At 71.4% G+C, this 26776-nt stretch carries 24 protein-coding genes; 8 read left to right on the top strand and 16 right to left on the bottom strand.

Features of this window, described 5'->3' with window-relative positions; translation table 11 throughout:
* Positions 1-71: 71 nt before the first annotated feature.
* Genes ACFV3I_RS03355 through ACFV3I_RS03325 form a run of 7 tightly spaced genes read right to left on the bottom strand, consistent with a single transcriptional unit; the run spans position 72 to position 8168 of the window.
* Positions 72-1565, bottom strand: a complete 1494-nt coding sequence (locus tag ACFV3I_RS03355) for an aldehyde dehydrogenase family protein (RefSeq protein WP_206251955.1) — start codon at positions 1563-1565, stop codon at positions 72-74.
* A 23-nt stretch (positions 1566-1588) separates the two neighbouring features.
* A complete protein-coding gene (locus ACFV3I_RS03350; RefSeq protein WP_136032667.1) occupies positions 1589-2368 on the bottom strand; it encodes a glucose 1-dehydrogenase in 780 nt (259 codons plus the stop codon).
* Positions 2369-2400: 32 nt separating this feature from the next.
* Entirely contained in the window at positions 2401-3390 is a 990-nt protein-coding gene (locus ACFV3I_RS03345; protein WP_136032665.1) for an ABC transporter permease, read from the bottom strand.
* The gene (locus tag ACFV3I_RS03340) at positions 3387-4373 is read right to left on the bottom strand and encodes an ABC transporter permease (protein ID WP_378803243.1); all 987 of its coding nucleotides are present in this window, start codon (positions 4371-4373) and stop codon (positions 3387-3389) included. The genes ACFV3I_RS03345 and ACFV3I_RS03340 overlap by 4 nt, the downstream gene beginning before the upstream one ends.
* Positions 4370-5929, bottom strand: a complete 1560-nt coding sequence (locus ACFV3I_RS03335) for a sugar ABC transporter ATP-binding protein (protein WP_378822366.1) — start codon at positions 5927-5929, stop codon at positions 4370-4372. Before ACFV3I_RS03335 ends, ACFV3I_RS03340 begins: the two co-directional genes overlap by 4 nt.
* Positions 5930-5963: 34 nt before the next feature.
* Positions 5964-7025: an ABC transporter substrate-binding protein gene (locus ACFV3I_RS03330; protein WP_205814384.1), complete on the bottom strand. Its 1062-nt coding sequence runs from the start codon at positions 7023-7025 to the stop codon at positions 5964-5966.
* A 54-nt stretch (positions 7026-7079) separates the two neighbouring features.
* On the bottom strand, positions 7080-8168 hold the full coding sequence (locus ACFV3I_RS03325) for a mandelate racemase/muconate lactonizing enzyme family protein (RefSeq protein WP_136032658.1): 1089 nt from the start codon (positions 8166-8168) through the stop codon (positions 7080-7082).
* Between the two features lie 145 nt (positions 8169-8313).
* Here ACFV3I_RS03325 and ACFV3I_RS03320 point away from each other — a divergent pair, with 145 nt between their 5' ends.
* Genes ACFV3I_RS03320 through ACFV3I_RS03305 form a run of 4 tightly spaced genes read left to right on the top strand, consistent with a single transcriptional unit; the run spans position 8314 to position 12036 of the window.
* Positions 8314-9267, top strand: coding sequence for a C-terminal binding protein (locus ACFV3I_RS03320; RefSeq protein ID WP_378822365.1), 954 nt, complete (start codon positions 8314-8316; stop codon positions 9265-9267).
* Between the two features lie 11 nt (positions 9268-9278).
* Entirely contained in the window at positions 9279-10307 is a 1029-nt protein-coding gene (locus ACFV3I_RS03315; protein WP_378822364.1) for a zinc-binding dehydrogenase, read from the top strand.
* Positions 10304-11062, top strand: coding sequence for an SDR family oxidoreductase (locus ACFV3I_RS03310; RefSeq protein WP_378822363.1), 759 nt, complete (start codon positions 10304-10306; stop codon positions 11060-11062). Before ACFV3I_RS03315 ends, ACFV3I_RS03310 begins: the two co-directional genes overlap by 4 nt.
* On the top strand, positions 11059-12036 hold the full coding sequence (locus tag ACFV3I_RS03305) for a sugar kinase (protein ID WP_378822362.1): 978 nt from the start codon (positions 11059-11061) through the stop codon (positions 12034-12036). Before ACFV3I_RS03310 ends, ACFV3I_RS03305 begins: the two co-directional genes overlap by 4 nt.
* Positions 12037-12042: 6 nt before the next feature.
* Here ACFV3I_RS03305 and ACFV3I_RS03300 read toward each other — a convergent pair whose 3' ends face one another.
* The 3 genes from ACFV3I_RS03300 to ACFV3I_RS03290 all read right to left on the bottom strand — a co-directional run bounded on the left by ACFV3I_RS03300 (position 12043) and on the right by ACFV3I_RS03290 (position 15034).
* A complete protein-coding gene (locus ACFV3I_RS03300; RefSeq protein WP_136036692.1) occupies positions 12043-12993 on the bottom strand; it encodes a D-alanine--D-alanine ligase in 951 nt (316 codons plus the stop codon).
* Positions 12990-14036, bottom strand: coding sequence for an alanine racemase (gene alr, locus ACFV3I_RS03295; protein WP_378822360.1), 1047 nt, complete (start codon positions 14034-14036; stop codon positions 12990-12992). The genes ACFV3I_RS03300 and alr overlap by 4 nt, the downstream gene beginning before the upstream one ends.
* Positions 14037-14368: 332 nt before the next feature.
* On the bottom strand, positions 14369-15034 hold the full coding sequence (locus ACFV3I_RS03290; RefSeq protein ID WP_136045217.1) for a M15 family metallopeptidase: 666 nt from the start codon (positions 15032-15034) through the stop codon (positions 14369-14371).
* Between the two features lie 87 nt (positions 15035-15121).
* On the opposite strand from ACFV3I_RS03290, the gene ACFV3I_RS03285 reads away from it, so the two are divergent.
* Genes ACFV3I_RS03285 through ACFV3I_RS03275 form a run of 3 tightly spaced genes read left to right on the top strand, consistent with a single transcriptional unit; the run spans position 15122 to position 17341 of the window.
* The gene (locus ACFV3I_RS03285; RefSeq protein WP_136033943.1) at positions 15122-15793 is read left to right on the top strand and encodes a response regulator transcription factor; all 672 of its coding nucleotides are present in this window, start codon (positions 15122-15124) and stop codon (positions 15791-15793) included.
* A gap of 10 nt (positions 15794-15803) precedes the next feature.
* A complete protein-coding gene (locus tag ACFV3I_RS03280) occupies positions 15804-16868 on the top strand; it encodes a HAMP domain-containing sensor histidine kinase (RefSeq protein WP_136033940.1) in 1065 nt (354 codons plus the stop codon).
* Between the two features lie 53 nt (positions 16869-16921).
* Positions 16922-17341, top strand: a complete 420-nt coding sequence (locus tag ACFV3I_RS03275) for a hypothetical protein (RefSeq protein ID WP_378803235.1) — start codon at positions 16922-16924, stop codon at positions 17339-17341.
* Between the two features lie 13 nt (positions 17342-17354).
* Here the strand turns inward: ACFV3I_RS03275 and ACFV3I_RS03270 are convergent, their stop codons facing one another.
* The 6 genes from ACFV3I_RS03270 to ACFV3I_RS03245 form a co-directional block, all read right to left on the bottom strand.
* Positions 17355-18872 carry an SDR family NAD(P)-dependent oxidoreductase gene (locus tag ACFV3I_RS03270; protein ID WP_136033936.1) on the bottom strand — a complete coding sequence of 506 codons (1518 nt, stop codon included), beginning with the start codon at positions 18870-18872 and terminating at the stop codon, positions 17355-17357.
* A gap of 62 nt (positions 18873-18934) precedes the next feature.
* Positions 18935-19693, bottom strand: a complete 759-nt coding sequence (locus ACFV3I_RS03265) for an SDR family NAD(P)-dependent oxidoreductase (protein ID WP_136033934.1) — start codon at positions 19691-19693, stop codon at positions 18935-18937.
* A 17-nt stretch (positions 19694-19710) separates the two neighbouring features.
* Positions 19711-20934 carry an ATP-NAD kinase family protein gene (locus ACFV3I_RS03260; protein ID WP_378822359.1) on the bottom strand — a complete coding sequence of 408 codons (1224 nt, stop codon included), beginning with the start codon at positions 20932-20934 and terminating at the stop codon, positions 19711-19713.
* The gene (gene gcvPB / locus ACFV3I_RS03255) at positions 20931-22514 is read right to left on the bottom strand and encodes an aminomethyl-transferring glycine dehydrogenase subunit GcvPB (RefSeq protein ID WP_378822358.1); all 1584 of its coding nucleotides are present in this window, start codon (positions 22512-22514) and stop codon (positions 20931-20933) included. Before gcvPB ends, ACFV3I_RS03260 begins: the two co-directional genes overlap by 4 nt.
* The gene (gene gcvPA, locus ACFV3I_RS03250) at positions 22511-23893 is read right to left on the bottom strand and encodes an aminomethyl-transferring glycine dehydrogenase subunit GcvPA (RefSeq protein WP_136032989.1); all 1383 of its coding nucleotides are present in this window, start codon (positions 23891-23893) and stop codon (positions 22511-22513) included. Before gcvPA ends, gcvPB begins: the two co-directional genes overlap by 4 nt.
* The gene (locus ACFV3I_RS03245; protein WP_378822357.1) at positions 23890-25971 is read right to left on the bottom strand and encodes a beta-galactosidase; all 2082 of its coding nucleotides are present in this window, start codon (positions 25969-25971) and stop codon (positions 23890-23892) included. Before ACFV3I_RS03245 ends, gcvPA begins: the two co-directional genes overlap by 4 nt.
* A gap of 147 nt (positions 25972-26118) precedes the next feature.
* Here ACFV3I_RS03245 and ACFV3I_RS03240 point away from each other — a divergent pair, with 147 nt between their 5' ends.
* Positions 26119-26775, top strand: coding sequence for a GntR family transcriptional regulator (locus ACFV3I_RS03240; RefSeq protein ID WP_136032984.1), 657 nt, complete (start codon positions 26119-26121; stop codon positions 26773-26775).
* The last annotated feature ends 1 nt before the right edge of the window (position 26776 follow it).

The raw sequence follows: 26776 nt of genomic DNA, 5'->3' as shown, positions 1-26776 counted from the left end.
TCTCATGCGGGCTGTGCCGGGCCCGGGGTCCCCGAACCCGGCACAGCGGTCTTGCGTCAGCTCGCCGGCGATCAGGCGTCGCGGCTGTAGTCGACGTACACGGTCTTGCGCTGGGTGTAGCGCTCGAAGCCGTGATGCCCGTCATCGCCGCCGAGACCCGACATCTTCCACCCCGTGTGGAAGCCCGACACCTCTTCCGGGCCCACCCGGTTGATGTACACCTCGCCGAACGCGAGTGCGTCCGTGGCGCGCAGGGCCGTGCGGATGTCGGTCGTGTAGACGTAGGCGGTGAGACCGTACGGGGTGGAGTTGGCGAAGTCGAAGACCTCGTCCTCGTCGTCGAACGGCACGATCGGCAGCACCGGCCCGAACACCTCCTGCTGCACGATGTCCATCTCGTTCGTCACACCCGTCAAGACCGTCGGGGCGTACCAGAAGCCCGGATTCCCTTCGGACCCCGACGGCCGCCCGCCGCCGATCTCGAGCTTCGCACCGGCCGCCACCGCCGCCGCCACCATGTCGTCGACCTTCGCCCATTCCTCCGCCGACACCTTCGGGCCCATCTGCGAGTCCTCATCGAGCGGATCCCCCACCCGCAGGCCGCGGACCTTCTCGACGAGCCGAGCGACGAACTCGTCGAACACCGACCGGTGCACGTACGTGCGCTCGTTGCAGGTGCACACCTGACCGCAGTTCATGAACCGCGCCTCGAATGCGTCCTGCACGGCGCGTGGAAGGTCGGCGTCGCCGAACACGATGAAGGGGGCCTTGCCTCCCAGCTCGAGCGACACCGGGATGACCTTCTTCGCCGCGCGCTCGAGGATCTCGACCCCCGCCCTCGTGGACCCGGTGACCGTGATCATCGACGTGTCCGGGTGGTCGATCAGCGCCGTCCCCACGACGCTGCCGCGCCCCGTGAGCACGCTGAGGAGCCCGTCGGGAACGCCCGCGTCCTGACAGATCCGCGCGAGGGCGAGGGATGAGAGCGGAGTGACATCGCTCGGCTTGACGATGATGGCGTTGCCGGTCATCAGCGCGGGAGCCACCTTGCGAGCGAAGATCGCTGCCGGGAAGTTCCACGGGATGATCGCCACGACCACACCCAACGGCTCCTCGCGGATGATCAGCTGACGCTCCGCACTCGACGGTGTGACGACCTCGCCCTCCGTGCGGTACTTCTGGCTCATCGCAAAGTCGAAGAACGCCCGCACGCCCTGGATCTCTCCGCGCGCCTCGGTGATGGTCTTGCCCTGCTCGGCGACGACCAGCTGCGCCAGCTCTTCCGCGTTCTCCTCGACGCGTCGGATGATCTCGGCCAGGACGGCCGCGCGCGCGGTCGCCGGACGACGCGCCCAGTCGCGCTGCGCACGCACCGCGGCCGCGACCGCGGCATCGACGTGCGAGGCGTCGGCGGCGGGGACCTCGGCGAACACAGCACCGGTGGCGGGGTTGACGACCGGACGGGTGTCTTCTGCGTCGCGCCAGTCACCGCCGACCAGCATGCGCGGCGTGGTGCCGAGTAGGGTTCCTTCGCCCAGGAGCGGGCGGGGAGTGATGGTGGACATGCGAGCTCCTCGAATCGAGACGATCAGTTGAAGTAGGTTCCGCCCTCGACGTTGAACGTCTGGCCGGTGATGTAGTCGGAGCCGGATCCTGCGAGGAACACCGCCATCGGCACGATGTCCGACGGCACGGAGGTGCGCCCGAGGGGGATGGTCTCACCGATGCCCTTGAACGTCTCGCCCTCGGCCTTGCCCGTGATCGCGCCGAACTGCTTGTCGACCTCCTTCCAGTAGGGAGTGTCGACGACACCGGGGGCGATCGCGTTCACATTCACGCCGTACGGCGCAAGGGCGAGCGCGACCGACTGCGTGACCGAGATCACCGTCGCCTTCGAGGCGCAGTATGCGGTGACCAGGGCCTCACCGCGGCGACCCGCGACCGAGGCCATGTTGATGATCTTGCCGCTGCGCTGACGACGCATCGGTTCTGCCGCCGCCTGGGTGAGGAAGAACAGCCCCTTCACATTCACGGCGAAGATCCGGTCCCACTCCTCGGGCGTGGTGTCCCACACCGCCTTGATCAGGCCGATGCCGGCGTTGTTGACGAGCACGTCGAGGCGGCCGTGCTCCTCGACGACGTCGGCCACGAGCTGTGCGGACGCGGCAGGATCGGCCACGTTCAGAACTCGAGCGGAGGCACGTCCTCCGCTGGCCTCGATCTCGCGGACGACGGTCTCCGCGCCCTCCAGGTTGAGGTCGGCGATGACGACGTGGGCGCCTTCCGCGGCGTAACCGAGCGCCATGGCACGGCCCATACCCGAGGCGGCGCCGGTGATGAGTGCGATCTTGCTGTCGAGAGTCGACATGTGGGTTCCCTTTCTCGAAGGAGTGGTGGTGGTCAGTGTTCTCGTCGCCGGCTGAGGAGCGTCTGCACGATCATCGCCAGGACGAGGAACACGCCGGTGAACAGGTCCTGGACATAGGCGTTGAGCGAACCGAGCTGGTTGATGAGGTTGTCGATCATCGCGATGAGGAGCACGCCCGAGAGCGCGCCCAGCATGGTTCCGACCCCGCCGGTGAGCAGCACTCCGCCGATCACCGCCGCGGCGATGGACTTCAGCTCGTACGTCGACCCCAAGCTGGCGACGCCGGACGAGAGCCGCGAGGCCAGCAGCGCGCCAGCGAGCCCGGCCAGTGCACCGCTGATCGTGTACACCTGCACCTTCACGCGCGTCACGTTGACGCCCATCATCCGCGCGGCTTCCTCGTTGCCACCCAGGGCGAACATCCGCGACCCGAACGGGGTGCGGTTGAGAACCACGGCAGCGACCACGAACGCCAGCAGCAGGATCCAGACGAGGTTGGGCAGGCCCAGGGTGCTGCCGTTGGCGATCGACGTGAAGACGCCGGAATCGATCACGATGCTCGAATTCGCGAGGGCCACCGCGATGCCGTTCACCGCCAACAATGCCGAGAGGGTGATGATGAAGGGCGCCATGCGGGCCTTGCCGACGAGGATGCCGTTGACGAGGCCCAGCACGGTTCCGGCGACGATGGGCGCGAGCAGAGCCGCCACCCACCCGGCCGGTGCCGCCAGCGCGGCGAGCACCGTGCCGAGGCCGATCATCGAACCCACCGAGAGGTCGATCCCGCCGGTGATGAGCACGAAGCTCTGCCCGATGGTGATCAGCCCGATGAAGCAGGCAGCGGTGACGATGTTTGCGGCGTTGTCGATCGTGCCGAACGACGGTGACACGAACGTCGCCACGATGCCCACCGCGACCAGCACGCCCACGATCCCGTAGCGCTGCATGCCGGATGCCCATCGCCCCGGGCCGTGCGACGACGCGCTCGTCCGTCGCGAGGGATCCTGCGCCAGGGCCGTCATCGTGCGTCCTTCCCAGCACGCTGCAGGAAGAGGGCGACCACGATGAGGACCGCCTTCAGTACCTGCGCGTACGCGAAATCGAGGTTGTTCATGATGAACGTGGTGTCGAGCACCTGGAGGAACACCGCTGCAGCGACCGTGCCCCCGATGTTGATGCGACCGCCGACCAGCGGCGTGCCGCCGATCACCACGGCGGCGATCGCGGTCAGCTCCAGATGGATGCCGATGAAGCTGGGATCGGACGCCCCGATGCGCGCCGACACGAAAGCGCCGGCGAGACCGGCGAGACCGGCGCTGAGGGCGTAGATCGCGATGAGCGTGCGGTTGCGCGGCGTACCCGTGAGGTGGGCGGCCGCGCGGTTCGAGCCCGCGAAGAGCGCGTACCGTCCGAACGTCGTCTTCTTGACCAGCAGCCACATCGCCGCCGCCACGACGACCGCGATCAGTGCGACGGCAGGGATGCCGAACAGCACGGCATTGCCCAGCCACTCGAACAGGCCGTCGCCGGGCAGCGGGCTGCGCGCCCCACCCGAGAGGGCTTGAGCGAGGCCGCGGACGGCGACCAGCAGCCCGAGGCTGGTGATGAGCGGGTTGATGCGCAGGTAGGCGATCATGGTGCCGTTGAGCACACCCAGAGCTGCTGCGACCAGAACTCCCGTCAGCAGCGCCACCACCTCGCCGTACCCGAGGTACAGCGCGATCATCGCGGACGACAGCGACATCACCGACCCGACCGACAGGTCGATCCCCCCGGTTCCGATAGCGAGTGTCTGGCCGACCGCGATCAGCACGATCGGAGCGACGGCGAACAGCACGTTCTGCAGGGTGGCGACGGTCGCGAAGCCGGAGGTGGCCACCAGGTTGTAGACGACGAGCACCACCAGCGCGATGTAGACGGTCGAGGTGCGCGCGAAGTGCGCGAGCTTCTCCCGGGGTGTGCGCTCGGGGATCACCACCGACGTGGTCGTGGTCGTAACGCTCACGGGTTCCCTCCCGTCGTCGTCAGAGAGCCGGCAGAGGCGGCCGAGAGCAGACCGACGACATCGGCCGGATCGACGGCGAGCGGATCGAGCTCGCCCACCACCGCTCCCTCGCTCAGCACGACGAGCCGGTCGCACAGGGCGAGCAGCTCCTCCGTCTCACTGGAGGTGACCAGCACACCGATACCCCGTTCGGCCAGGGAACGCACCACTCGGTGCACCTCGGCCTTCGCGCCGACGTCGATCCCGCGGGTGGGGTCGTCGAGCAGCACGACCTTGGGCTCGGTGGCGATCCACCGTGCCAGCAGCACCTTCTGCTGGTTGCCGCCGGACAGCTCGGAGATCGGCTGCTCCACACCCGCGGCCTTGAGTCGCAGCTCGTCGGCGAATCGGGACACCAGGGCGCTCTGCTCCCGTGGTCGCACCACACCGAAAGTCGACAATCGTCCGAGGATCGCCGCGGTCAGGTTCTCGCGCACACTCAGTCCGGGGAAGATGCCCTCGTGGCGCCGATCCTCTGAGAGGTAGGCGATCCCGGCTCGCAAGGAACGGGCAGGAGAGGACCGCGTGAGCGCTGTCCCCTCGAGTCGGATCGTGCCCCGGTCCGGGCGGATCGCCCCGTACACGGCTTTGCAGATCTCCGTCCGCCCGGACCCCAGCAGACCGAGCAGTCCGACGATCTCGCCACGGCGCACGGCGAACGACACGTCGTGGAGGCGATTGCCCCACGTGAGCCCCTCGACGTCGAGCACGGTGTCCCCGTCGTCGAGCGCGGCCATGCGCTCCCGGTGCTGCGCCGGGTCGCGCTGGGTGTCGTTGAGGGCGATGCCCCCGAGCATGGCGGCCACGAGCTCGGCCGGAGGCAGCTGCGCCGGGGTGCTCTCGAGGACGAAGCGCCCGTCGCGGAGCACCGTGAAGCGGTCGCACAGCTCATACAACTCGGACATGCGGTGGCTGACGAGCATGATCGCCAGCCCCTCGTCCCGCAGCTGCCGGACGACGCCGAACAGGATGTCGATCTCGGTGCCGTTGAGCGCCGACGTGGGTTCGTCGAGGATCACCGCCCTCGCCTCGAAGGCCACCGCGCGTACGATCGCGACCATCTGCTGCATCCCCAACGACAGCGACGACAGCGTCGCCCTGGCCGAGATCCCCAGACCGAACCGGTCGAGGATCGCCTGAGCCTCGGCGACGGCAGCCCGCTTGCGCAGGAACCCCGCCCGCCGCGGCTCGCGCCCGAGGAGGATGTTCTCCGCCACCGTGCGCTCCGGGATGAGGTTCACCTCCTGATAGACGGTGCTGATGCCCGCAGCCTGGGAGTCCTTGGGCCGTTGGAACCGTACGGGACGACCGTCGAGCAGAACCTCGCCGCCGTCCTGCTGGTAGAACCCGGTGATGATCTTGATGAGCGTGGACTTTCCGGCGCCGTTCTCGCCGTTCAGCCCGTGCACCTCGCCGGCCCGGAGCGTCAGCGACGCCCCTTTGAGGGCGCGGACCCCGTTGAAGCTCTTCGTGATGTCGCGGGCTTCGAGGATCACGTTCGTCTCGGGCGACCTCATGCGCCCGTCCTCTCGCGCAGTGTCATGGCGGGGCTCAGTACGCTCGTCCGGAGTCGAGCGCGTCTTGGGCATTCTTCTTCGTGTAGAGCTCGTCCTTCATGATGATCTTCTGCGACACCGGGTCTCCGGCGAACCAGTCCTTCAGCAGGTCCAGCGCGGCGGGTCCGAACCGGGGGTTCGTCTCTACGATCGCGGCGATGTCGCCCGAGGCGACGTGCTTCACCGCGTCCTTCGTGCCGTCGATCGACACCACGGTGACGTCGGCGCCCGGCGTCAGTCCGGCCTGCGAGATGGCCGTCAGAGCGCCCAGCGCCATGGTGTCGCTGTGCGTATAGACCGCGTTGATGTCGGGGTTGGACGACAACAGCTGCGCCAGGACCTCCTGCGCCTCACTGGTCGCCCAGTTGCCGGTCTGCTGGGCGACCACGTCGATTCCGGAGGCGTCCTTGGTCGCTGCGGCGAACCCCTTGGTGCGCAACGTCGCCACGTCGCTCCCCGGTGCGCCCTGGATCTCGGCGACCACGCCCTTGCCGCCCAGGGCGTCGATCATCGCCTCACCCGCGCGCTGCCCCTGCTTCTCGAAGTCGGAGCCCATGAATGAAATGAAGTCGGTGCAGGGCTGGCCCGCGGTTTCGCGGTCGATCGTGATGACCGGAATGCCCTTGGCCTTGGCTGCCTCGAACGCGCTCTGCAGGCCCGTGGCGCTGATGGGCGCCACGATCAGTGCGTCCACGCCCTGGTTGATCATCGACTGGATGTCGCTGAGCTGCTTGGCCTGGTCGCTGTTGGCGTTCGTGTAGACGAATTCCGACCCGGCGTCTTCGACGGACTGCCGCACCGACGCGGTCTCGGTCGCTCGGAACGGGTTCTGCTCGTTCTCCGACTGCGAGAAGCCGATCTTCAGCTCCGACAGCTTCTTGTCGGATGGCTTCGGGTTGACGCAGGTGGCTTCCGAGCTGCTCTCGACGACCTGCTCGGTACCCTTGCCGTTCGCCGCCGCACCGCCGCCGTCGTCGAGCGGCTTCGCGCAGCCGCTGACCGCGATGAGCATTCCGGCAGCCAGGGCGGCCGCCGTGATGATGCGCGTGGATCTCATGACATCTCCTTTGATTTCTGATGGACAGCCGTCTGCGGTGGCGGCGGCCGAGGGTCAGGCTCGCAGCGATGCGAGCCGGTCGAAGTCGAGGTCGAGGCCGTGACCCGGCCGATCCGGCGCGGTCACGACGCCGTCGACGATCGGCATGGTCTCTGCGAGGTACGGCTCGAGGCTGAAGCCGTGCGCCTCCATGTAGGTGCGATTCGGTGCCGCGGCGAGGCAGTGCACGGTGAGGTCGTGCACCCCGTGGCTGGTCACCGGCAGGTTGTGCGCCTCGGCGAGCGCCGCGATCTTACGGAACACGGTCATGCCTCCGCAGTTGCTCACGTCGGGTTCGGGGTACGTGACGGCCTCGGCGTCGATCGCGGCGCGGAACTCGTACAGGGTGTGCAAGTTCTCCCCGGCGGCGATGGGCAGCCCTCCGGTGGCCAGCACCCGAGCCTGGCCGCGCAGGTCGTCGGGGATCACCGGCTCCTCCAGCCACACCAGGTCGAAGGCGCGCAGCTCACGGGCGGCCGCGATGGCCTGATCCGCCGACCAGCGCATGTTCGCGTCGACCATGAGCGGGAAGCCGTCGCCGAGGTGCTCGCGCATCGCGGCGACACGTGCGACGTCCTCGCGCAGGTCAGGACGACCGACCTTCATCTTGATCGCGCGGAAGCCCTGGGCGCGGAACCCGTCGGCCTGGGCGAGCAGCTGCTCGGTGCTGAACTGCAGATCGATGCCCCCCGCGTAGACGGGCACGCGCGGGTCGAAGCCGCCGAAGACGCGCCAGAGGGGCTGACCCATCCGACGGGCTTTCAGATCCCACAGCGCGATGTCGACCGCGGAGATGGCCGAGGTGACGTGCCCGCCGCGTCCCGCGTAGTGCAGATGCCACCACATCTTCTGCCACAGCGCCTCGATCAGATCGGCGTCCTCACCGCGGAGGATGTCGCCGAGGTAGGGGTCGATCATCCGCGCGACCGCGTCGCCTCCCGCGTTGACCGTGTAGGTGTACCCCATTCCGGTAGCGCCATCGGCATCGGTGATCCGCACGACGATGAGCTCGAAGTCGAGCATGTCGCCGTGCGTGCTGTCCGACAGAGCGGTCGCCAGCGGCACCCGGTACAGGTCGGTACGAACGTTCGTGATCTTCGCCATTGATGAGTGCTCCGAATCGAGGAGTCCTGCGGACCCCGCTAGAAAACCGATTTCCTAACCATACACAGATCGGCTACTGTTGCCAACCATCCGGTTCGCCGTACGGGAGCGGACGGTGTCATCGCCACGAAGGAGAGGACGACGCATGCGGATCGTCATCACGGATTGCGACCACGATGCGATCGCGGAGGAGACCGCCGTCGCCGCCGCGCACGGGATCGCGCTGGAGCTGTTCCAGTGCCGCACGGAAGACGAGGTGATCGCCGCAGCAGCCGGTGCAGACGCGATCCTCGTGCAGTACGCCCCCATCACGGCGCGCGTCCTCGACGCGCTCCCGCAGCTGCGAGCGATCGGTCGGTACGGGGTCGGTGTCGACACGGTCGACGTGGCAGCCGCGACAGCGCGCGGTGTCGCGGTGTGCAATGTGCCCGACTACGGGACCGAGGACGTGTCGGATCACGCGATCGCGCTCGCCCTGTCCCTCGTGCGGGGGGTGACCGAGCTGGACCGCCGGACCCGCGCCGGCACCTACGCCCTCAGCGGTGTGAAGCCCCTGCACCGCATCTCGGCCCTGACCTTCGGCGTGGTGGGAGTCGGCCGCATCGGTGCCGCCACCGCGCGCAAGGCCGCCGCTCTCGGCTTCGCCGTCGTCGGCCACGACCCCCGCACCGAGGCATCGGGCGGAGGGGTGACGCTCGTCGGGCTCGACGAGCTGCTCGCGACAGCCGATGTCGTGTCGCTGCACGTGCCGCTCGACGAACGCACTCGTCACCTCATCGACGACGACGCGCTGCAGCGAATGAAGCCGGGAGCGATGCTGGTGAACACCTGCCGCGGCGGGGTGGTCGACACGGCAGCGCTCGTGCGAGCCCTCGGCGACGGCCGCATCAAGTCGGCCGCGCTGGACGTCTTCGAGGAAGAGCCGCTCCCGCCCACCAGCGCGCTGCTGCAACTGCCGTCCGTCGTGGTCACGCCGCACACCGCCTGGTACAGCGAGGAGTCCGAGGCCGAACTGAAGAGGCGGACGATCGAGAACGTGGTGGAGTACTGCGCCGGACGCGCACCGCGCGACCTGCTGAACCCGGAGGTGAGCAAGTGAACGGAAACTCCATGAGAGCCGCGATCTGGGAGGGCCCGGATCTCGTCCGCATCGCCGACGCCCCGCGCCCCGCTCTCCGCGCGGGCGAGTCGCTGGTGCACGTCGAGCTGACCGGCCTGTGCGGCACCGACTTCTCGATCCTGCACGGCACTCATCCGCGCGCCGCGGCCCCCCTGATCCCGGGACACGAGGTCACCGGTCGGGTCGTGAGCGGTGACGACCCCGAGCTGCACGGGCGTCGGGTGGCGGTGCTTCCGCTCCTCAGCTGCGGCACGTGCACCCCCTGCCGCGACGGCCTCGCGCACGTCTGTGAACGGCTCGGCCTGTACGGGATCGACGAGCCCGGCGGGCTCGCGGAGTTCGCCGCCTTCCCGCACGACCGGCTTTTCCCGGTCGACGACGCGGTGCCGGTGCGGACCGCGGCGCTCATCGAGCCGCTCGCCGTCGCGGTGCACGCGGTCCGGCGGTCGCGGCTGACCGGAGGAGAGACGGTCGCGGTGTTCGGAGCCGGTCCGATCGGCATCCTCACCGCGCTCGTCGCGCAGCACTATGGCGCCCGACGAATCCTGGTCGTCGAGCCGGGCGATGACCGACGCGCCCTGGCCGAGACGCTCGGTTTCGAGACGCTGCCCGCGACGGACGATGCAGCGGAGGCTATCCGGGCGGCCATCCCCGGCGGCGCGCGCATCGTGTTCGACTCCGCCGCCCACCCCTCGGTCGCCCGGCAGTTGCCGCGTGCGGCCGCGGTGCGGGGCACGATCGTGCTGGTCGGCGTCTACAAGAAACCGGTCGAGCTCGACCTGCAGGCGGTGACCTTCACCGAGCAGACGCTCGTCGGGGTGCGGGTGTACACGACCGCGGACTTCCGCGATGCCGTGGGCCTCGTGGAGAGCGATGCCCTCGGTCTGGAGCGTCTGCCGGTCTCGGTGTACGACCTGGCCGAGACCACACAGGCCTTCGCGGAAGCCACCTCAGCGGGCTCCGCCCTCAAGGTGCTCGTCGCTCCAGACACCGTGGCGGCGGCGGAGGCCCAGCGATGAGCGCCGCGCCGTTCCGGCTCGACGGACGTACGGCGGTCGTCACCGGAGCGTCGCGCGGGATCGGTGCCGCGGTGGCGGAAGGACTGCTGCGTGCCGGTGCCGATGTCATCACGATGCAGCGCGGCGGTCATGCCGCGCACCTCGAGGACGTCGCGCGGGAGTGCGGCGTCTCCCTGTCGGCGGTCGCGGTGGACCTTGCCTCCGTCGACTCGATCGATCGCGCCTGCGACGAGGTGCTGGCCCGGGGAACGGTCGACGTGCTCGTCAACAACGCGGGCATCCAGGCGCGGCACGCCGCCGAGGCCTTCCCGCTGGACGAGTTCGAGGCGGTGCTCGCCGTGAACACCCGCGCCGCCTTCCGGCTCGCACAGCGCTTCGGCGCGGTCATGCTGGAGCGGGGTTCCGGGCGGGTGGTGAACATGGCCTCGCTGCTGAGCTTCCAGGGCGGGCTGCGCGTGGCCGCGTACGCCGCGTCGAAGGGCGCCGTGGCGCAGCTCACCAAGGCGCTGTGCAACGAGTGGGCGGCCCGCGGCGTCAATGTCAACGCGGTCGCGCCGGGCTACATCGCGACCGAAATGAACGAGGCGCTGCTCGACGACGGCGTCCGCCGGACCCAGATCCTGGAACGGATCCCGGCCGGGCGCTGGGGCAACCCGGACGACCTCGCGGGCGCGGTGGTGTTCCTCGCCTCCGATGCGGCGGCTTATGTGCACGGTGTCGTGCTGCCCGTCGACGGCGGATGGCTCGCCCGGTGAGCGGCCCGGAGCCGGGCGCCACGGTGCCCACGGTCGACGTCGTCACGCTGGGCGAGACCCTGGCACTGTTCCGCTCGACGGGCGTCGGGCCGCTGGCCCACAACACCGACTTCACGCTGAGCGTGGGCGGCGCCGAGAGCAACGTCGCCATCGCCGTGACACGACTGGGCGGCACGGCGGCATGGTGCGGGCGCGTCGGTGACGATGCCTTCGGCGAGCTCATCCTCCGGGAACTGCGGGCAGAGGGCGTCCGCGTGCACGCCGTCGTCGACGCCGCAGCCCCCACCGCTCACATGGTGCGGATCGCCCGCACTCCGGTGCTGGCTCAGGTGACCTATGCCCGCACGGGCAGCGCGGGCTCCCGCATCAGTCGGACGGACGTACCACAGGAGGTGCTGCGCGCTGCACGGATCCTGCACGTGACAGGGATCACGGCCGCGCTGTCAACGACTGCCCTCGACGCCGTGGTCGGCACGATCGCCGACGCCCGCGCCCACGGGGTGACCGTGTCGTTCGACGTGAACCATCGCGCCGCCCTCTGGGACGCCGCCACGGCACGCGCCGTGTACCGACGGCTGCTGCCCGAGATCGACATCGTCTTCGCGGGCGCCGACGAGGCACAACTCGTGCTCGACCAAGACGCGGAGCCGGAACAGCTGGCGCGACGGCTGGCAGACCTCGGGCCCCAGCAGGCGGTGGTGAAGCTCGGCGCTGAGGGATGCCTGGCCGTGATCGACGGCGAGCGGCATACGGCACCGGGCATAGCCATCGAGCCGGTCGACACCGTCGGCGCAGGTGACGCGTTCGTCGGCGGCTACCTCGCCGAACTCGCGGCGGGGCGAGAGCCGGCCGAGCGCCTGGCGACTGCGAACGCCGCCGGAGCGTTCGCCTGCCTCAGCCCCGGCGACTGGGAAGGGCTCCCGCGCCGATCCGAGCTCGGACTGCTCTCGGCGACGGAACCCGTCATCCGCTGACCCCCTTCACGACGCAGCCCGCACCAGTCGCGTCACGAGATCGACGTAGGGCACGCCCGCGGCGGCGAACATGCGCGGCACCTGTGACGCCGCGGTCATGCCCGGCATGGTGTTGACCTCGTTTAGCACGGGCCCCCGCTCCGTGAGGAAGAAGTCCATGCGGGCCACCCCGTCGCAGCCGAGGGCGTCGAACACGGCCACCGCCGCCCGCTGCAGGGCGCTCGTCTGCGCGGGATCCAGCTGCGCGGGAACCGTGAAGCGGGCGGAGCCGTCGTACTTGGTCGCGGTGTCGAACAGTCCGGGCGCGTGGATCTCCAGGGGCGGGGCCGCCCACCGCACGCCGCCTCTCTCGCGGATCACGGCCACGTCTACCTCCCGGCCGCGCACGACTTCCTCGACGAGGATCCGCCGGTCGAAGCGCGCGGCCTCCCGCAGTGCCCCCAGCAGCTCGCCCTCCGCCGACACCAGGCTCACACCGTGGCTCGACCCGGCCGAGACGGGTTTCACCACCACGGGCTCGTCGAACTCCGCGTCGCCGAGGTCGGCCGCCCCCACCAGTCGCCCCCGCGCGGTGCCGATGCCGACCGCCTGGGCCACGAGCTTCGTGGTCCACTTGTCCATGCCGATCGCGCCCGCCCGCAGCCCGGAGCCGACCACGCGCACCCCGGCGAGTGCGCACAGGGCCGCGAGCGCACCGTCCTCCCCGAGCACCCCGTGCACGGCAGGGAACACGACGTCGACCGTGGCCAGGAGCCCGAGCGCCTGCTGCAGTGACTCTGCCGCGCTCCCGGCCGTGGGCAGCGCGTCGGACCGCCACACGCCGTCGCGGCCGATGGTCGCACACACCACCTCGTGGTCGCCGAGTCGCAGCGCTGCGGCGACCGCGGCCGCCGACGCCAGCGACACGTCGTGCTCGGAGTTCTGCCCCCCGCCGATCACCAGCACCCTGGTCGTCATGCGATCCCCCTCTCCACGCGCGGGCCGATGCCGGTGACGATGGTGTGCGGGATGGTGCCCGCCCACCTCGCCCAGTCCTGCACCGACGGCACCGCGCCGCCCTCCGGTCCGAACACGGTCGCGACGGCCCCGCGCGGCACCGCGGTCGCTCCCGTGTCGATCACGATCTGGTCCATCGACACCCGCCCGACGACGGGGTGCCTGCCACCGTCGAGCTCCACGCCGGCACCCCGCGCGAGCTCGCGCGGGATGCCGTCGGCGTATCCGACGCCCACGACCGCGAGGTGGGTCGCCCGATCCGTCACGTGCGCGCCGCCGTACCCGACCGCGGTGCCCGCCGGCACGAACGCGCTGTGCACCACCGCGGCGGTGAACCGCGCCGCGCCGGTCAGCACGGTGGTGAGCGATGGATCGATGCCGACGAGCCCGGCCCCCACGCGCACCAGGTCGAAGTGCGTCGCCGGATCGGTCAGCGCGCCGGAGGTCGCGGCGAGGTGCACGAGCACCGGACCGAAGCCGGCGCGGAGCACCGCGTCGCGGCCGTGCCGCATCCGCAGCACCGCCGCGGCGTTGGCGGCCGGATCGGCCTCATCCGCGCGCGGCAGATGCCCCATCACCCCGACCACCTCGACGCGGCCGCGCGCCGCCCTGGCCAGCCGCAGCAGCTCAGGCCAGTCGGCGAGCGGGCAGCCCCCTCGCGCCATCCCGGTGTCGAGGTGCAGGTGCACCCGCACCGGGGCGACCGCGTCCGCGATCAGCGCCCTCAGCTCGTCGACGGAGCCCACCGCCACGTCGATCCGGTCGAGCGCGGCCGCGACCGCGTCGATCCCGCCCGGGTTCAGCCACGACAGGATCGGGACGGCCAGCCCGGCCGCGCGCAGCGCACGGCCCTCGGCGACGTCGGTCACCCCGAGCCACGTCGCACCCGCGGCGACGGCAGCCTCGGCGACCGCGACCGCCCCGTGCCCGTAGCCGTCGGCCTTGACCACGGCCATGATCTGCGCGGACGTCGACTGCCGCACGCGCGACACGTTCTGCGCCACGGCCTCCGGGAGCGTACACAACCGCGGGCGCGAGAGGCGGGACGGCGGCGTGGAACGGACACCGGAGGGGACGGCGACGGGCGCGACGTCGCGCCCGGTACCGGCGAGCGCGGGGCGGACGGAGGCGGAATGGGCGAGCGCAGGAACGGCCGGCGCGACTGCGACAGACGCGGACGCGACAGACGCGGGCGCGACGGACGCGGGCGCGACAGACGCGGGCGCGACAGACGCGGACGCGACAGACGCGGATGCGACGGACGCGGGCGCGACAGACGCGGGCGCGGAAGCAGGGGCGACGGCGGAGTCGCGCAGGCCCCGGGCCGTCACCCGGGTCACGAGCGCATCCTCGGGTCTTCGGTGGGATCGGCATACATCTGCGGGCAGCCGTCCGCCGCAGCGTCGGGGCGCAGCTCGTAGTGCCAGGACTCGTTCGCATAGGTCTGGCACAGGCCGTAGCGCCAGCCGCGCTGCGCCAGCCAGTCGAGCGCCGGCAGTGGCCCCAGGTCGACCGCGTCACCGGACACGTGCGCGGAGGTCTGCGGCGTCGCGACCCAGCGGCGCGCCTCCGCCTCCGAGCCGTACTCGGCGATCGCGTCCTGCAGCATCCGCTCCTGCAGCTCGGCCGAACGCCAGCCGCTGTTCACGCGGAACCCGACGCCGTCGACCTCGGCATCGCTCGCGGCCCGCTGCAGGGCGGCGAGCAGATCGGGGTCGAGGTTGCCGACACTCGGCCGCTCCACGTCGAACACGGTCGGCTGGTCACCGTCGGCGATCGTGCCGTCCGCATCGCCGTGGTCGGTCCCCGCGCCGCCGGAAGACAGATCGGGGAACGGGGTCGGCGCCGGAGACGGGACGGTCCGTCCGGCGTCGGCGGAGGCGGCGGCCAGAGACTGCTGCACCGCGAGCGCGCCGAGGACGACGAGGGCCAGCGCCAGCAGCGCCGCACCGAGACGACGGCGACGCGACCGCGGTGGTCGGGGGTTCGTGCGGGTGTTCATGGTTCCAGTGAAGGAAGCGCGCGGTTGCGAGGGCGTATGCGCTTTTGCATACGTTCGCGATATACCGCGGTGCGTAGGATCACAGCCATGCGTGTGCTGATCGTCGAGGACGAGCCCTACCTCGCCGAGGCCGTCCGCGACGGGCTGCGCCTGGAGGCCATCGCGGCCGACATCGCGGGCGACGGCGACACCGCTCTGGAACTATTGAGCATCAACTCCTACGACATCGCCGTGCTCGACCGCGACGTGCCCGGCCCCTCCGGCGACGACATCGCGCGGTGGATCGTCGCGTCCGGCAGCGGCATCCCGATCCTCATGCTCACCGCCGCCGACCGGCTCGACGACAAGGCCACCGGGTTCGAGATCGGCGCGGACGACTACCTCACCAAGCCGTTCGAGCTGCGGGAGCTGGTGCTGCGCCTGCGGGCCCTCGACCGCCGCCGCCAGCGCTCCCGGCCGCCCGTGCTCGAGGTCGCTGGTCTCCGGCTCGACCCGTTCCGCCGCGAGGTGTACCGCGACGACCGGTACGTGGCCCTCACCCGCAAGCAGTTCGCGGTGCTCGAGGTGCTCGTCGACGCACAGGGCGGCGTGGTCAGCGCCGAGGAGCTGCTGGAGCGCGCGTGGGACGAGAACGCGGACCCGTTCACGAACGCCGTGCGCATCACGGTGTCGTCGCTGCGCAAGCGTCTGGGTGAGCCGGGCATCATCCGCACCGTTCCCGGCGTGGGGTACCGGATCGAGGCGGACGCTGATGCCTAGGCGCCGGGGGATGAGCGCCCGGCTGAAGCTGACCCTCAGCTACGCCGGGATCGTCGTGGTGTCCGGGGTGCTGCTGCTCGCGGCCGTCGCGCTGTACCTGCTGCGGTACATCCCCGACGTGCAGATCATCGCCGACATCCGCGTGCCCAACCGCTCCGACCTCATCCGCGCGTTCGTGCCGGTGGCGATCGCGGTCATGGTCGCCCTGCTCGCGATCGGGCTCGGCGGCGGCTGGCTGCTCGCCGGACGCATGCTGGCGCCCCTCGAACGCATCAGCGACGCCGCCCGCCTCGCCGCCCAGGGGTCGCTGTCGCATCGGGTGCGCCTGGAGGGGCCGCGCGACGAGTTCCGCGACCTCGCCGACGTGTTCGACGGCATGCTCGAGCAGCTCGAGGCGCACGTGGCCGAGCAGCAGCGGTTCGCGGCGAACGCCTCGCACGAACTGCGCACGCCCCTCGCGATCTCGCAGACGCTGCTCGAGGTCGCCCGCGACGACCCCGACCGCGACGCGGAGGAGCTGATCGCCCGCCTGCGCGAGGTGAACACGCGCGCGATCGCGCTGACGGAGGCGCTGCTGCTGCTCAGCCGTGCGGAGCAGCGCACGTTCCCGCGGCAGCTGGTCGACCTGTCGCTGCTGGCCGAGGAGGCGGTGGAGGCGCTGCTGCCCCTGGCCGACCGCCGCGGGGTCGCGGTCGAGGTGGGTGGGGCCGCCGCGCCGATGCTCGGGTCGTCCGCCCTGCTGCCCCAGCTCGTCACGAACCTGGTGCTCAACGCGATCGTGCACAACCTGCCCAGCGGCGGGGCGGTGGCCGTGCGCACGCACATGATGCCGCAGGCCGTCGCGCTCGTCGTGGAGAACACGGGCGAGCGCCTGTCGGAGCACCGGATCGCGACGCTGGTGGAGCCGTTCCAGCGCGGGTCCGAGCGCACGCGCGACGACCACGCCGGTGCGGGGCTCGGGCTGGCGATCGTGCAGCGCATCACCGAGACGCACGGCGGCACCCTGGTGCTGACGCCGCGCGCGGAGGGCGGCCTCGTCGTGACGGTGTGGTTCCCCCTCCCGTACCCGCGCTGACCCCCGGGCCGCGGCGATCTCGCTGCACCGCGTCTGCACGATAGTGTTTCGCCATGATGCCCGAAAAGCCGCGCGAACGCGGTGCTCTCTCCCGCCGCACGATCGTCCACGCGGCGTGGGCCGCACCGGTCATCGCGTTCTCTGCCGCTGCTCCCGCCGCAGCCGCCTCGGTCGGCACCCCGGAGCTGACGCTCAGCGCCTTCGCCCTCGACGCGAACTACGCCTGGGGCACGGTCACCCTCTCCCGCCCCGGCACCGCCGATCTGACGCAGACGTTCGACTTCCAGGGCGACGGAGCCTCCGGCTGGGAAACGATCTACACGGGACAGTCGACGAACTCGTCGGGCTACTACGCCAGCACGCTCCCGCGGTCCGTGATCGGCGCGTACACGCAGCTCCGCGCGGTCGCCAGCGTCACCGGGTACGGCCCGGTCTCGAGCGCCCCCGTCGCCCTCTCCGACATCTGGGCCTGAGCCGTCCGGAGGGTCACCAGGGGCTGGGCTCGTAGTCCTTCAGGAAGACGCCGTGGATGTCCTCGCCCGCCTCGCCGCGCACGATCGGGTCGTACACGCGGGCGGCGCCGTCGACCAGGTCCAGCGGCGCGTGGAAGCCCTCTTCGGCCAGCCGGACCTTCGTGTAATGCGGACGCTCGTCGGTGATCCAGCCGGTGTCGACGGCGGTCATGAGGATGCCGTCCTTCTCGAGCATCTCCCCCGCGCTGGTGCGGGTGAGCATGTTCAGCGCGGCCTTCGCCATGTTCGTGTGCGGATGGCCCGGTCCCTTGTAGCGGCGGGAGAACTGCCCCTCCATCGCCGACACGTTCACCACGTACTTCCGGTGCGCGGACGACGCGGCCATCGAGGCGCGCAGACGGCTGATCAGCAGGAACGGCGCCGTCGTGTTGGCGAGCTGCACCTCCAGCATCTCCAGCGGATCCACCTGGTCGACCGACTGCACCCAGCTGTTGACGCGGTTCACGTCGGGCACGAGCCCGCCCGCGTCGATCGCCGTGCCGTCCGCGTGCTTCTCCAGCGACGACGAGCCGGGGGCCATCGCGAGCCGCGCGAGGTCTTCGGCCGTGAGCGCCTGCCCGCCCTGCTCCGCGACCGTGCCGCCGAGCGCCGCGACCGACAGCAGCGGGTGCGCATCCACCGATGCCTGCAGCGCCTGCGGATGCGGATCGGCGGTGTGGCCGAAGGTCTCCATCTCCGGCAGCGGCCCGTCGGGCAGGGGCTGCAGCTCCGCGTCGGCGAGCAGCGAGTACGCGCCCGGTGAGCGGCGCACGGTCTGCGCGGCGTTGTTGATGAGGATGTCGAGCGGACCCTGAGCGGCGACCGAGTCGGCGAGCCCGATCACCTGGGCGGGGTCGCGCAGGTCGATGCCGACCACGCGCAGGCGGTGCAGCCAGTCGCTCGCGTCGGGCAGGGCCGAGAAGCGGCGCACGGCATCGCGCGGGAACCGGGTCGTGATGGTCGTGTGCGCCCCGTCGCGCAGCAGCCGCAGCGCGATGTGCATGCCGATCTTGGCGCGACCGCCCGTGAGCAGGGCGCGCTTGCCGGTGAGGTCGGTGCGGGCGTTGCGCTTGCCGTGGCTGAAGCGCGCGCAGTCCGGGCACAGCTGGTGGTAGAACGCGTCGACCAGCGTGTACGGCTGCTTGCAGATGTAGCAGTTGCGCGGCTTGAGCAGCTCCCCCGCGATCGGGGCGTCGACCACGCTCGACGCCAGGTCGTTGCCGCGGGTCTCGTCGTCGATGCGGTCGGGAGCGCCCGTGGCGGTGCGGGCGACCACGGCCTTGTCGGCCTCGGCGATCGCATCGCGGATCTGCTTGCGGCGCACGCGCTTGACGTCTTTGAACATCGCGGCGGTCGCCTGGCGCACGGCGATGAAGTCGGGGTGCTCGTTGTCGATCGTGTGCAGCTCGCGGAGCACCCGCAGCGTCGTGGCGAGGTCGTCGGGGTCGATGCCGGGGCCCAGGTCGGGGGTGGCGTCGGGGGCATCGGTCATTGTGCCGATTTTACGCGAGTCGCCTGGGTGCCGACCCCGCGCCTCCGACGCCCTCCCGGCGCTCAGGCGATGCCGCCGCCGTCGACCACGAGGGCTGCGCCCGTGACGTAGGAGGAGTCGTCGCTCGCGAGCCACACCACGGCCTGCGCGACCTCCTCTGGCTCGCCCATGCGGCGCAGCGGGCGGTCGGCGGCCTCGGCCAGGAAGGAGTCCGCGTCCTGCGCGAGCTGGCGCGCCTCGTCCCGCAGCATGCCCGTGTTCACGTCGCCCGGGTTGACCGAGTTCACGCGGATGCCGGCGGGCCCGTGGTCGATCGCGAGCGCACGGGTCATGTTCACCACGGCGCCCTTGGACGCGCAGTACGACAGGGCGCGGCCGCCGCCCTTCAGACCCCAGCCCGAGCCGGTGTTGACGATCGAGCCACCGCCCGCGGCCTCCATGATCGGCACGACGTGCTTGCACATGAGGAAGATGGCGCGCACGTTCACGCCGAACACGAGGTCCCACTCGTCGACCTCGATCTCGACCGCGGTCTGGCGGCGGATGATGCCGGCGTTGTTGAACACCACGTCGACCCCGCCGAACTCCTGCACGGCGGTCGCGACGACCCGCTCGATGTCGGGCTCGCGGGACACGTCGGCGGCGACCGCGACCGCCGTGCCACCGGCATCGCGGATCTCGGCGGCCACGGCCTCGGCCGCCTCGGCGTTCAGGTCGACCACGGCGACGGCGGCACCCTCCGCCGCGAGCGCGAGGCAGGTGGCACGGCCGATGCCGCCCGCGCCGCCGGTGACGATGGCCTTCTTGTTCTGGAGTCGCATAGGGGTCCTTTCGGGGGTCAGACGGGGGAGAGTTCGGGTGCGGTCACAGGGTAGAGACTGCTCGTGCCGACGCCGGTGACGACGCGGATGTGCCCGGCGAGCCGGGCGTCGAGCACGGGATCGCCCGTGTCGACGAGCAGGGGCCGGCCGTGCAGGTCGACGAGCTTCTGCTCGGGCGCGACGACCAGCAGGGGGTCGTCGCCGAGCGCACGGAGCACGGCCGCGGAGAGCTGCTGGTTGCCTCGGCCGAGCAGGAACCCCTGTCCGCCGATCACGGTCACCACGGCCTGCGCGGCGCCGAGCGCGAGTTCGTCCCGCAGCTGCCGTTCGCTCGCGCCGCGGACGAGGAGCCGTCCGTCGAGCACGACGTCGACCCCGAGGGGCGTGCCGTCGAGGCCGAGCTGCCGCGCGATCTCGGCCGTGGTGCCGCCGGGGCCGAGCAGGTAGCGCACGCCGGGCTGCATCCGGGCGACCGCGCCGCGGGCTGCGGCCTCGACGGCGGCGGCCTCGGTCGCGGGGGTCGGGGCCTTGCGCGCCTGCGTGCGACCGGCGTGCACGGGCACCCGCACGAGTCCGTACAGCGTCGGCTCGACCCTGGCCCGGCGCATCGCGGCCTCGTCGATGTCGAGCACCTCTCGCTCCGCCGTCGGAAGCCCGCCGTGGTCGATCCAGTCGGCCGCGAGGGCTCCGGCCGCGCGCGGGCTCACCGCGAACACGGGCGAGTACATCTTCACGCCCGCGGGCACCCCGAGCACGGCCGGGGTGCCCGCGCGACCGCGGAGTTCGGTCGAGGTCCGGCCGGGAGCGGGAGCCACGGTCGCGCGACCGTCAGGTTTCGGAGGAGTCGTGGACGCAGCGAGGTCGAGCCCCGCGACCGCATCGCGCAGTGTGCCGTCACCCCCGACGACGAGGATCAGCTCGACCCCGTCCGCCGCGAGGGCCGCGACCGCCCGGGACGTGTCGGCGGCTTCGGTCCGGACGGCCTCCGCGGGGGTGGAGAGCACGCGGGGCCGGAGCCCGGCGGCGCGCACCGCGTCGGCACCCAGGACTCCTGCGGCCGTGGCCACCTCGAGCCCCGGGTGCCGCGCGGCCAGGGTCGTCAACGCCGAGGCCGCGCGCTCCTGCACACGCGAGCGCGCTCCGCGCTCGACGGCGAGGCGCTGCACCTCCGGGCCGTCGGAGCCCGCGAGACCCGCGGGTCCGCCGACGCCGGCGACGGGGTTGACGACGAGACCGATCACGACGCGGCGGTCTCCGCGGCGAAGTACTTGCGGCGGTACGCGCGCCACGTGACGGCCCAGCGCTCCGGGTCGTCGAGGTCGTCGTGGTGCGTGTGGTGCACGGTCTGGTTGTGCGGGGCGGTGCGCACGACCTCGGGGTTCTCCCTGGCCTCGCGCGCGACCTCGGCCAGCGTCGCGGCGTACTCGTCGAGCTCGGTCATGGAGTACGACTCGGTGGGCTCGAGCGTGAACGGCTGCGGCACCACGTAGGGGTGGTGGCTCGTCCAGTAGTGCATGCCGAAGTCGGTCATGCGCACGCCGATCTCCTCCGACGACACACCGGTCTCCTGGTAGAGCTCCTCCCACGAGTAGCGCACCTGCTCGATGCGGCGGCGGCCGGTCGCGTACGGCGCCGAGGCCCCGGGGATCGCGAGCACCTTCGCCATCAGGTAGTTGTTGTTGAGCACCGCGGTCTCGGCGGCGGCGAGCAGCCCGTCCGCGCCGAGCGCCATGATCCACGAGTAGGCCTTCACGAGCGCGGGGATCACGCCGAAGAAGGGCCCGACCGCGCCGATGGACCGCTCGCCCGCCTCGGCGACCGCGAACGTCCCGTCGTCCTCGCGCACCACGCGGGGGCCCGGGAGGAACGGGGCGAGGGCCGCGCTCACGGCGTTGGCGCCCGAGCCGGGGCCGCCGCAGCCGTGCGGGGTGCCGAACGTCTTGTGCAGGTTGAAGTGGCACACGTCGAACCCGGCGTCGCGAGCCCGGGTGATGCCGAGGATGCCGTTCGCGTTCGCCTGGTCGTACGAGGCGAGGGCGCCCACGGCGTGCGCGGCGTCGACCCACTCGCGGATCGCGGGGTTGTAGATGCCCGTGTCCTCGGGGTTCGTGACCATGATGGCCGCCGTGCGCGGGGACAGCGCCGCCTTGAGCGCGTCGAGCGACGGGTAGCCGTCGGCGTCGGGATACACCGTGATGACCTCGTAGCCCGCGGCCTTCGCGGCTGCCGCGTTCGAGGGGTGGCTGAAGATCGTGGTGATGACCTCCCGACGCTGCTCCGCCTCGCCGTTCGCCTCGTGGTAGGCGCGGATCATCGCGATGTTCGACCAGATCGCCGCGGAGCCGCCCTGCGTGTGCAGCGAGACCTCGTCCATGCCGGAGATCTCGGCGAGCATCCGCTCCAGCCGCCACACGATCTCCAGCACGCCCTGCGCGTCGGCCGGGTCCTGGTGCGGGTGCATCGCGGTCAGCTGCGGGGTGCCGGCGAGCTGGTCGTTGATCTTGGGCGCGTACTTCATGGTGCAGGTGCCCTGACCGATGTCGACGTTGAAGTCGGCGCCGAGGTTCTCCTGCGACAGGCGCAGGTAGTGCTTGAGCACGCGCATCTGCCCCATCTCGGGCAGCGCGGGAGCGGCGGGGCGGCGCAGGGCGGGCGGCAGGTCGGCGACCACGTCGCCCACGGCGCTGCGGACCTCGGGCTCCACGGCCGAGACGAGCACGCCGCGCTCGCCCGGGGTGGAGAGCTCGAAGACGATCGGCTCGTCCCATCGGGCCTGCTGGAAGCGGCGGAGTGCCGGCTTGGGGGCGACGGGGAGGCTCATCGGTTCTGCTCCTCTGCGAGCTCGGGGGCGACGACCGCGGCGAGCGCGGACGCGAGACGGTCGATGTCGGACTGGGACGTGAGCTCGGTCACGCAGACGAGAAGGCGGTGCTCGTCCACGACCACGCCGGGCTCGATGCCCTGGGCGCGGAGGGCGGACACGACCTCGGCGGCCGGCACGGGCAGCGTGACGGTGAACTCACGCAGGTGCACGGCGTCGTCGTCGAGCGTGACCCCGGGCAGCGCGGACAGGGACTGCTGCGCGTAGCGGGTGCGGGCGAGCAGCACCTCCCCCAGCTCGGCCATCCCGGCGGGTCCCATCAGCGACAGGTACACCCCGGCGGCGATGCCCCACAGCGCGGCGGCCGTGCCGACCCACTCCTTCCCCTCCTCGCGGTGCGCGAACGAGGTGCGGTCGTAGGCGACGTCGCCGAACCCGTACTCGCCGGGCACGTCGGTGGTGGCGAGACCGAACAGGCGCGACGGCATCTCCATCACGAACCGGGGGTCGTCGTGCACCGCGATGAAGCCGCCGTGGGCTCCGCCGAACCACTGGTGCAGGCCGAGCGACTGGATGTCGCCCGTGACGATGTCGGCTCCGGCGAGCGCGGGCGGCGCGAGCACGCCGTAGCCGATGGGGTCGGTGCCCACCACGAGCACGGCGCCCGCAGCGTGCGCGGCGTCGGCGATCTCGCGGAGCGCGGCCTCGACCGCGCCCGTGGCGCTGGGAGTCTCGACCCAGACCGCGGCCACGTCGTCGCCGAGGGCCGCGCGGACGGCGGCCACGTCGGCGGTGCCGTTCACGGTGGGGAGGTGGTCGAGGGTCAGGTGCGCCCGGATGTAGTCGTGCACCTTCGAGGTCTTCGCGGGCAGGACGTCGCTGGCGACCAGCACGCGCGGGCGTCCCGTGAGGCGTCCGGCCATGGCGAGCCCGGTCGCGGTGGCCTGGTAGCCGTCGTAGGTCGGCACGTTCACGACGTCCATCTCCAGCAGCTCCGCCATGAGCGACTGGTACTGGAACAGCGCCTGGAAGCGGCCGTGGTCCTCGTACGGCTCTCCGGCGTAGGCGGTCAGGAACTCGCTGCGGCCGATCACCTCGTCCACGACCGCGGGCACGTAGTGGTTGTAGGTGCCCGCGCCGAGGAAGCTCAGGCGCTCCTGCGTGGAGCGGTTCTTCGCCAGGAGCCCCCGCACGTGCCGCGCCAGGTCCTGCTCGGCGACGAACGGCGCCGGCAGGTCGAGCGGGCGGCCGAGCCGCAGCGCCTCCGGCACGTCGGCGTAGAACTCGTCGACGGTCTCGGCGCCGACGGCCGCGAGCATCGCGGCGCGCGACTCGGGTGCGGTGTTGGGGATGTACGGATGCACGAACGGGGCGGTCATGCGTCCTCCTTCACGGGGATGGGGGTGGCGGTCGGGATGGTGTCGGCGCGGGGCGAGGCGAGCACGGCGACGCCGTAGCGGTCGAGGTCGAGCCGGTCGCTGTGCCGGGCGCCGGTGAGCAGGTCGACCCCGGGGCCGGGCAGCTCGACGGCGACGGGCGCGCGTCCGTGGTTGAGGTAGAAGGTGTAGTCGGTGGTGTCGTCCGCGCGGGTGACGACCTCCACGTCGAGGTCGACGTGGTCGCGCGCCGGAAGACCCGCGGTGCGCAGCACGTCACGGAACAGCGGCAGCATGCCGTCGTGGTCGATCATGGCGCTGACGTACCAGGCGGAGCCGCGTCCGACCGGGCGACGGGTCACGGCGGGGAGCCCCGCGAGCTCTCCGCTCGCGTACGTGCCCCGGACCTGCACGTCGTCGTCGGCCTCGATCCACTCGCTCCAGCTCGGGACGGTCAGGGTCTCGCCCGCGTAGGCGATCTGCTCCGTCTCACCGTCCGCGAGCGGCCACTGCTCGTCCACCTCGATGCCGAGCAGCGTCCGCAGCGGGCCGGGCGCGCCACCGTCGTGCACCTTCTCGGTCGCGTCGACCACCCCGGAGAAGGGCCCGACGACGAGGTGGCCGCCGCGCTCCACGAAGGCCGCGAGCGCGTCGGCGTGCTCCTGCTCCGCGATGTACAGGTTCGGCACCACGACCACGTCGTAGCGATCGAACGGACCGGCGGCACGCACCGCGTCGACGGGCTGGCCGAGGGCGTACAGGGCCCGGTGCCAGGCGCGGGCCTGCTGCGCCCACTGCAGCCGCTGCGAGGGGAGCGACTCCGCGGCGCTCGATCCCCACCAGGAGTCCCAGTCGACGACGAGGCCGACGCGGGAGCGCACCCGGGTGCCGCGCACGGCCTCCAGCTTCTGCAGTTCGAGGCCGAGGGCCTTGGTCTCGCGGAAGCTGCGCGACCTCTCGCCGCGGTGGCCGAGCATCGAGGAGTGGAACTTCTCCTGGCCGTACTTGGCCTGCCGCCACTGGAAGAACATCACGGCGTCGGAGCCGTGGGCCACGGCCTGCAGGCTCTCCACGCGGATCTTGCCGGGGGCCTTGGGCACGTTCACGTCGCGCCAGCTGGTGGCGCTCGCCGACGACTCCAGCAGCAGCCACGGCTGCCCGTCCTTGAGCGCCCGCATGAGGCCGTAGTTGAGGGCCGCACCCACGTGCGAGGTGGGGTCGGCGGGGTCGGGGTAGGCGTCGTCGGTCACGACGTCTTCCACCGCGGCGAAGTCCCAGTAGTCGAGGTCGCGGAACATGCTCATGAAGTTCGTGGTCACGGCGATGTCGGGGGTGACCTCGCGCAGCACGTCGATCTCGATCTGGAACAGCTCCAGCAGCGCGTCGGAGGAGAACCGTTCGAAGTCGAGCAGCTTGGTGGGGTTCACCGGTCCCGGCGCGCGCTTGGGGGTCTCGATGTGCTCCCACGATGTGTAGCGCTGGCCCCACACGTTCACGCCCCACGCCTCGTTGAGGCCGTCGAGGTCTCCGTAGCGCTCCTGCAGCCAGCGCCGGAAGTGGCGGGCCGACTCGGGGCACCAGCACCGCGACGTGTGGTCGCCGTACTCGTTGGAGATGTGCCACATCGCCAGGCCGGGGTGCTCGCCGTAGCGTTCGGCCATGGCACGGGCCATGCGGGCGACGTTCTCGCGCCAGATGGGCGACGAGGGGCAGTAGGTCTGGCGGGACCCGAACTCGAGGCGGTGTCCGTCGGCGTCCCACGGCGCCATCTCCGGGTGGGCACGCAGCAGCCACGAGGGCGGGGTGGCGGTCGCGGTGGCGAGGTCGATCGCGATGCCCGCGTCCCACAGCAGGTCGATGATGCGGTCGAGCCACGCCCAGTCGTAGACGCCGGGCTCGGGCTCGAGCTGCGGCCAGCTGAAGATCGGGAGGCTCACCATGTTCACGCCCGCTTCGCGCATCAGGCGGATGTCCTCGTGCCAGGTCTCCTCCGACCACTGGTCGGGGTTGTAGTCGCCGCCGAACGCGAGCGCATCCAGGCGCACGCGGCGGAGCGGCTGGTCGGCGCGGGGTCCGGACACGGAGGCTCCTCTCTGAGTCACGGGCCGCCGTGTCGGCGCTCTGGCGCATTCCGACGTCCCGCTGTATTCTGTATACAACACACTAGGTCGCCGTCCGGCCGGGCGTCAACCCATAGGCTGACGGGCAGGCGGCAGAAGGGGAAGGTCATGGCGATCGAACGCAAGAACCTGCGCTCGCAGGTGCGCGAGGAGCTGCTGACCCGTATGCGCGCCGGACTCGTGCAGCCGGGCGAGGGCATCAACGAGGTGCAGCTCGCGACCGAGCTCGGAGTCAGCCGCACACCGCTGCGCGAAGCCCTCATCGCCCTCGAGTCCGAGGGGCAGATCGAGAGCGAGAACGGCAAGGGCTTCCGGTTCGTGCCGCTCAGCGCGTCGGAGTTCCGCGACCTCGCGCCCGTCATGGCCGCCCTCGAGAGCCTCGCGCTCGAGCTGAGCCCGCCCGACGAGCTGCGGACGATCGGCGCCCGGCTCAAGGAGATGGCCGACGCCTTCGCCGACGAGCTCGTGGAGCACCAGCTCGTCATCACGAAGGACGACGAGTGGCACAGCCTGATGCTCTCGTCGTGCCCCAACACCCGGCTCCTCGCGGTGATCGACAGCGTGCGCAGCTCGTTCCACCGCTACGAGTCGCTGCTCGTGCCGGAGGACGTGAAGGTCGAGCGCGTCGCCGCCGAGCACGCCGAGATCGCCCGGCACCTCGCGGCGGGCGACGTGCCCGCCGCCGTCCAGGCCCTCAAGCTGAACTGGACGAACGGCATGCAGCGCATCCTCGACAACGCCACCAGCAGCTACTTCACCGCCTGAC

The sequence above is a fragment of the Microbacterium sp. NPDC059771 genome (genome assembly GCF_042732495.1).
GTDB lineage: Bacteria > Actinomycetota > Actinomycetes > Actinomycetales > Microbacteriaceae > Microbacterium > Microbacterium sufflavum.
Note: the sequence above shows the minus strand (reverse complement) of the source record. Positions and strands in the feature narration are given on the sequence as shown.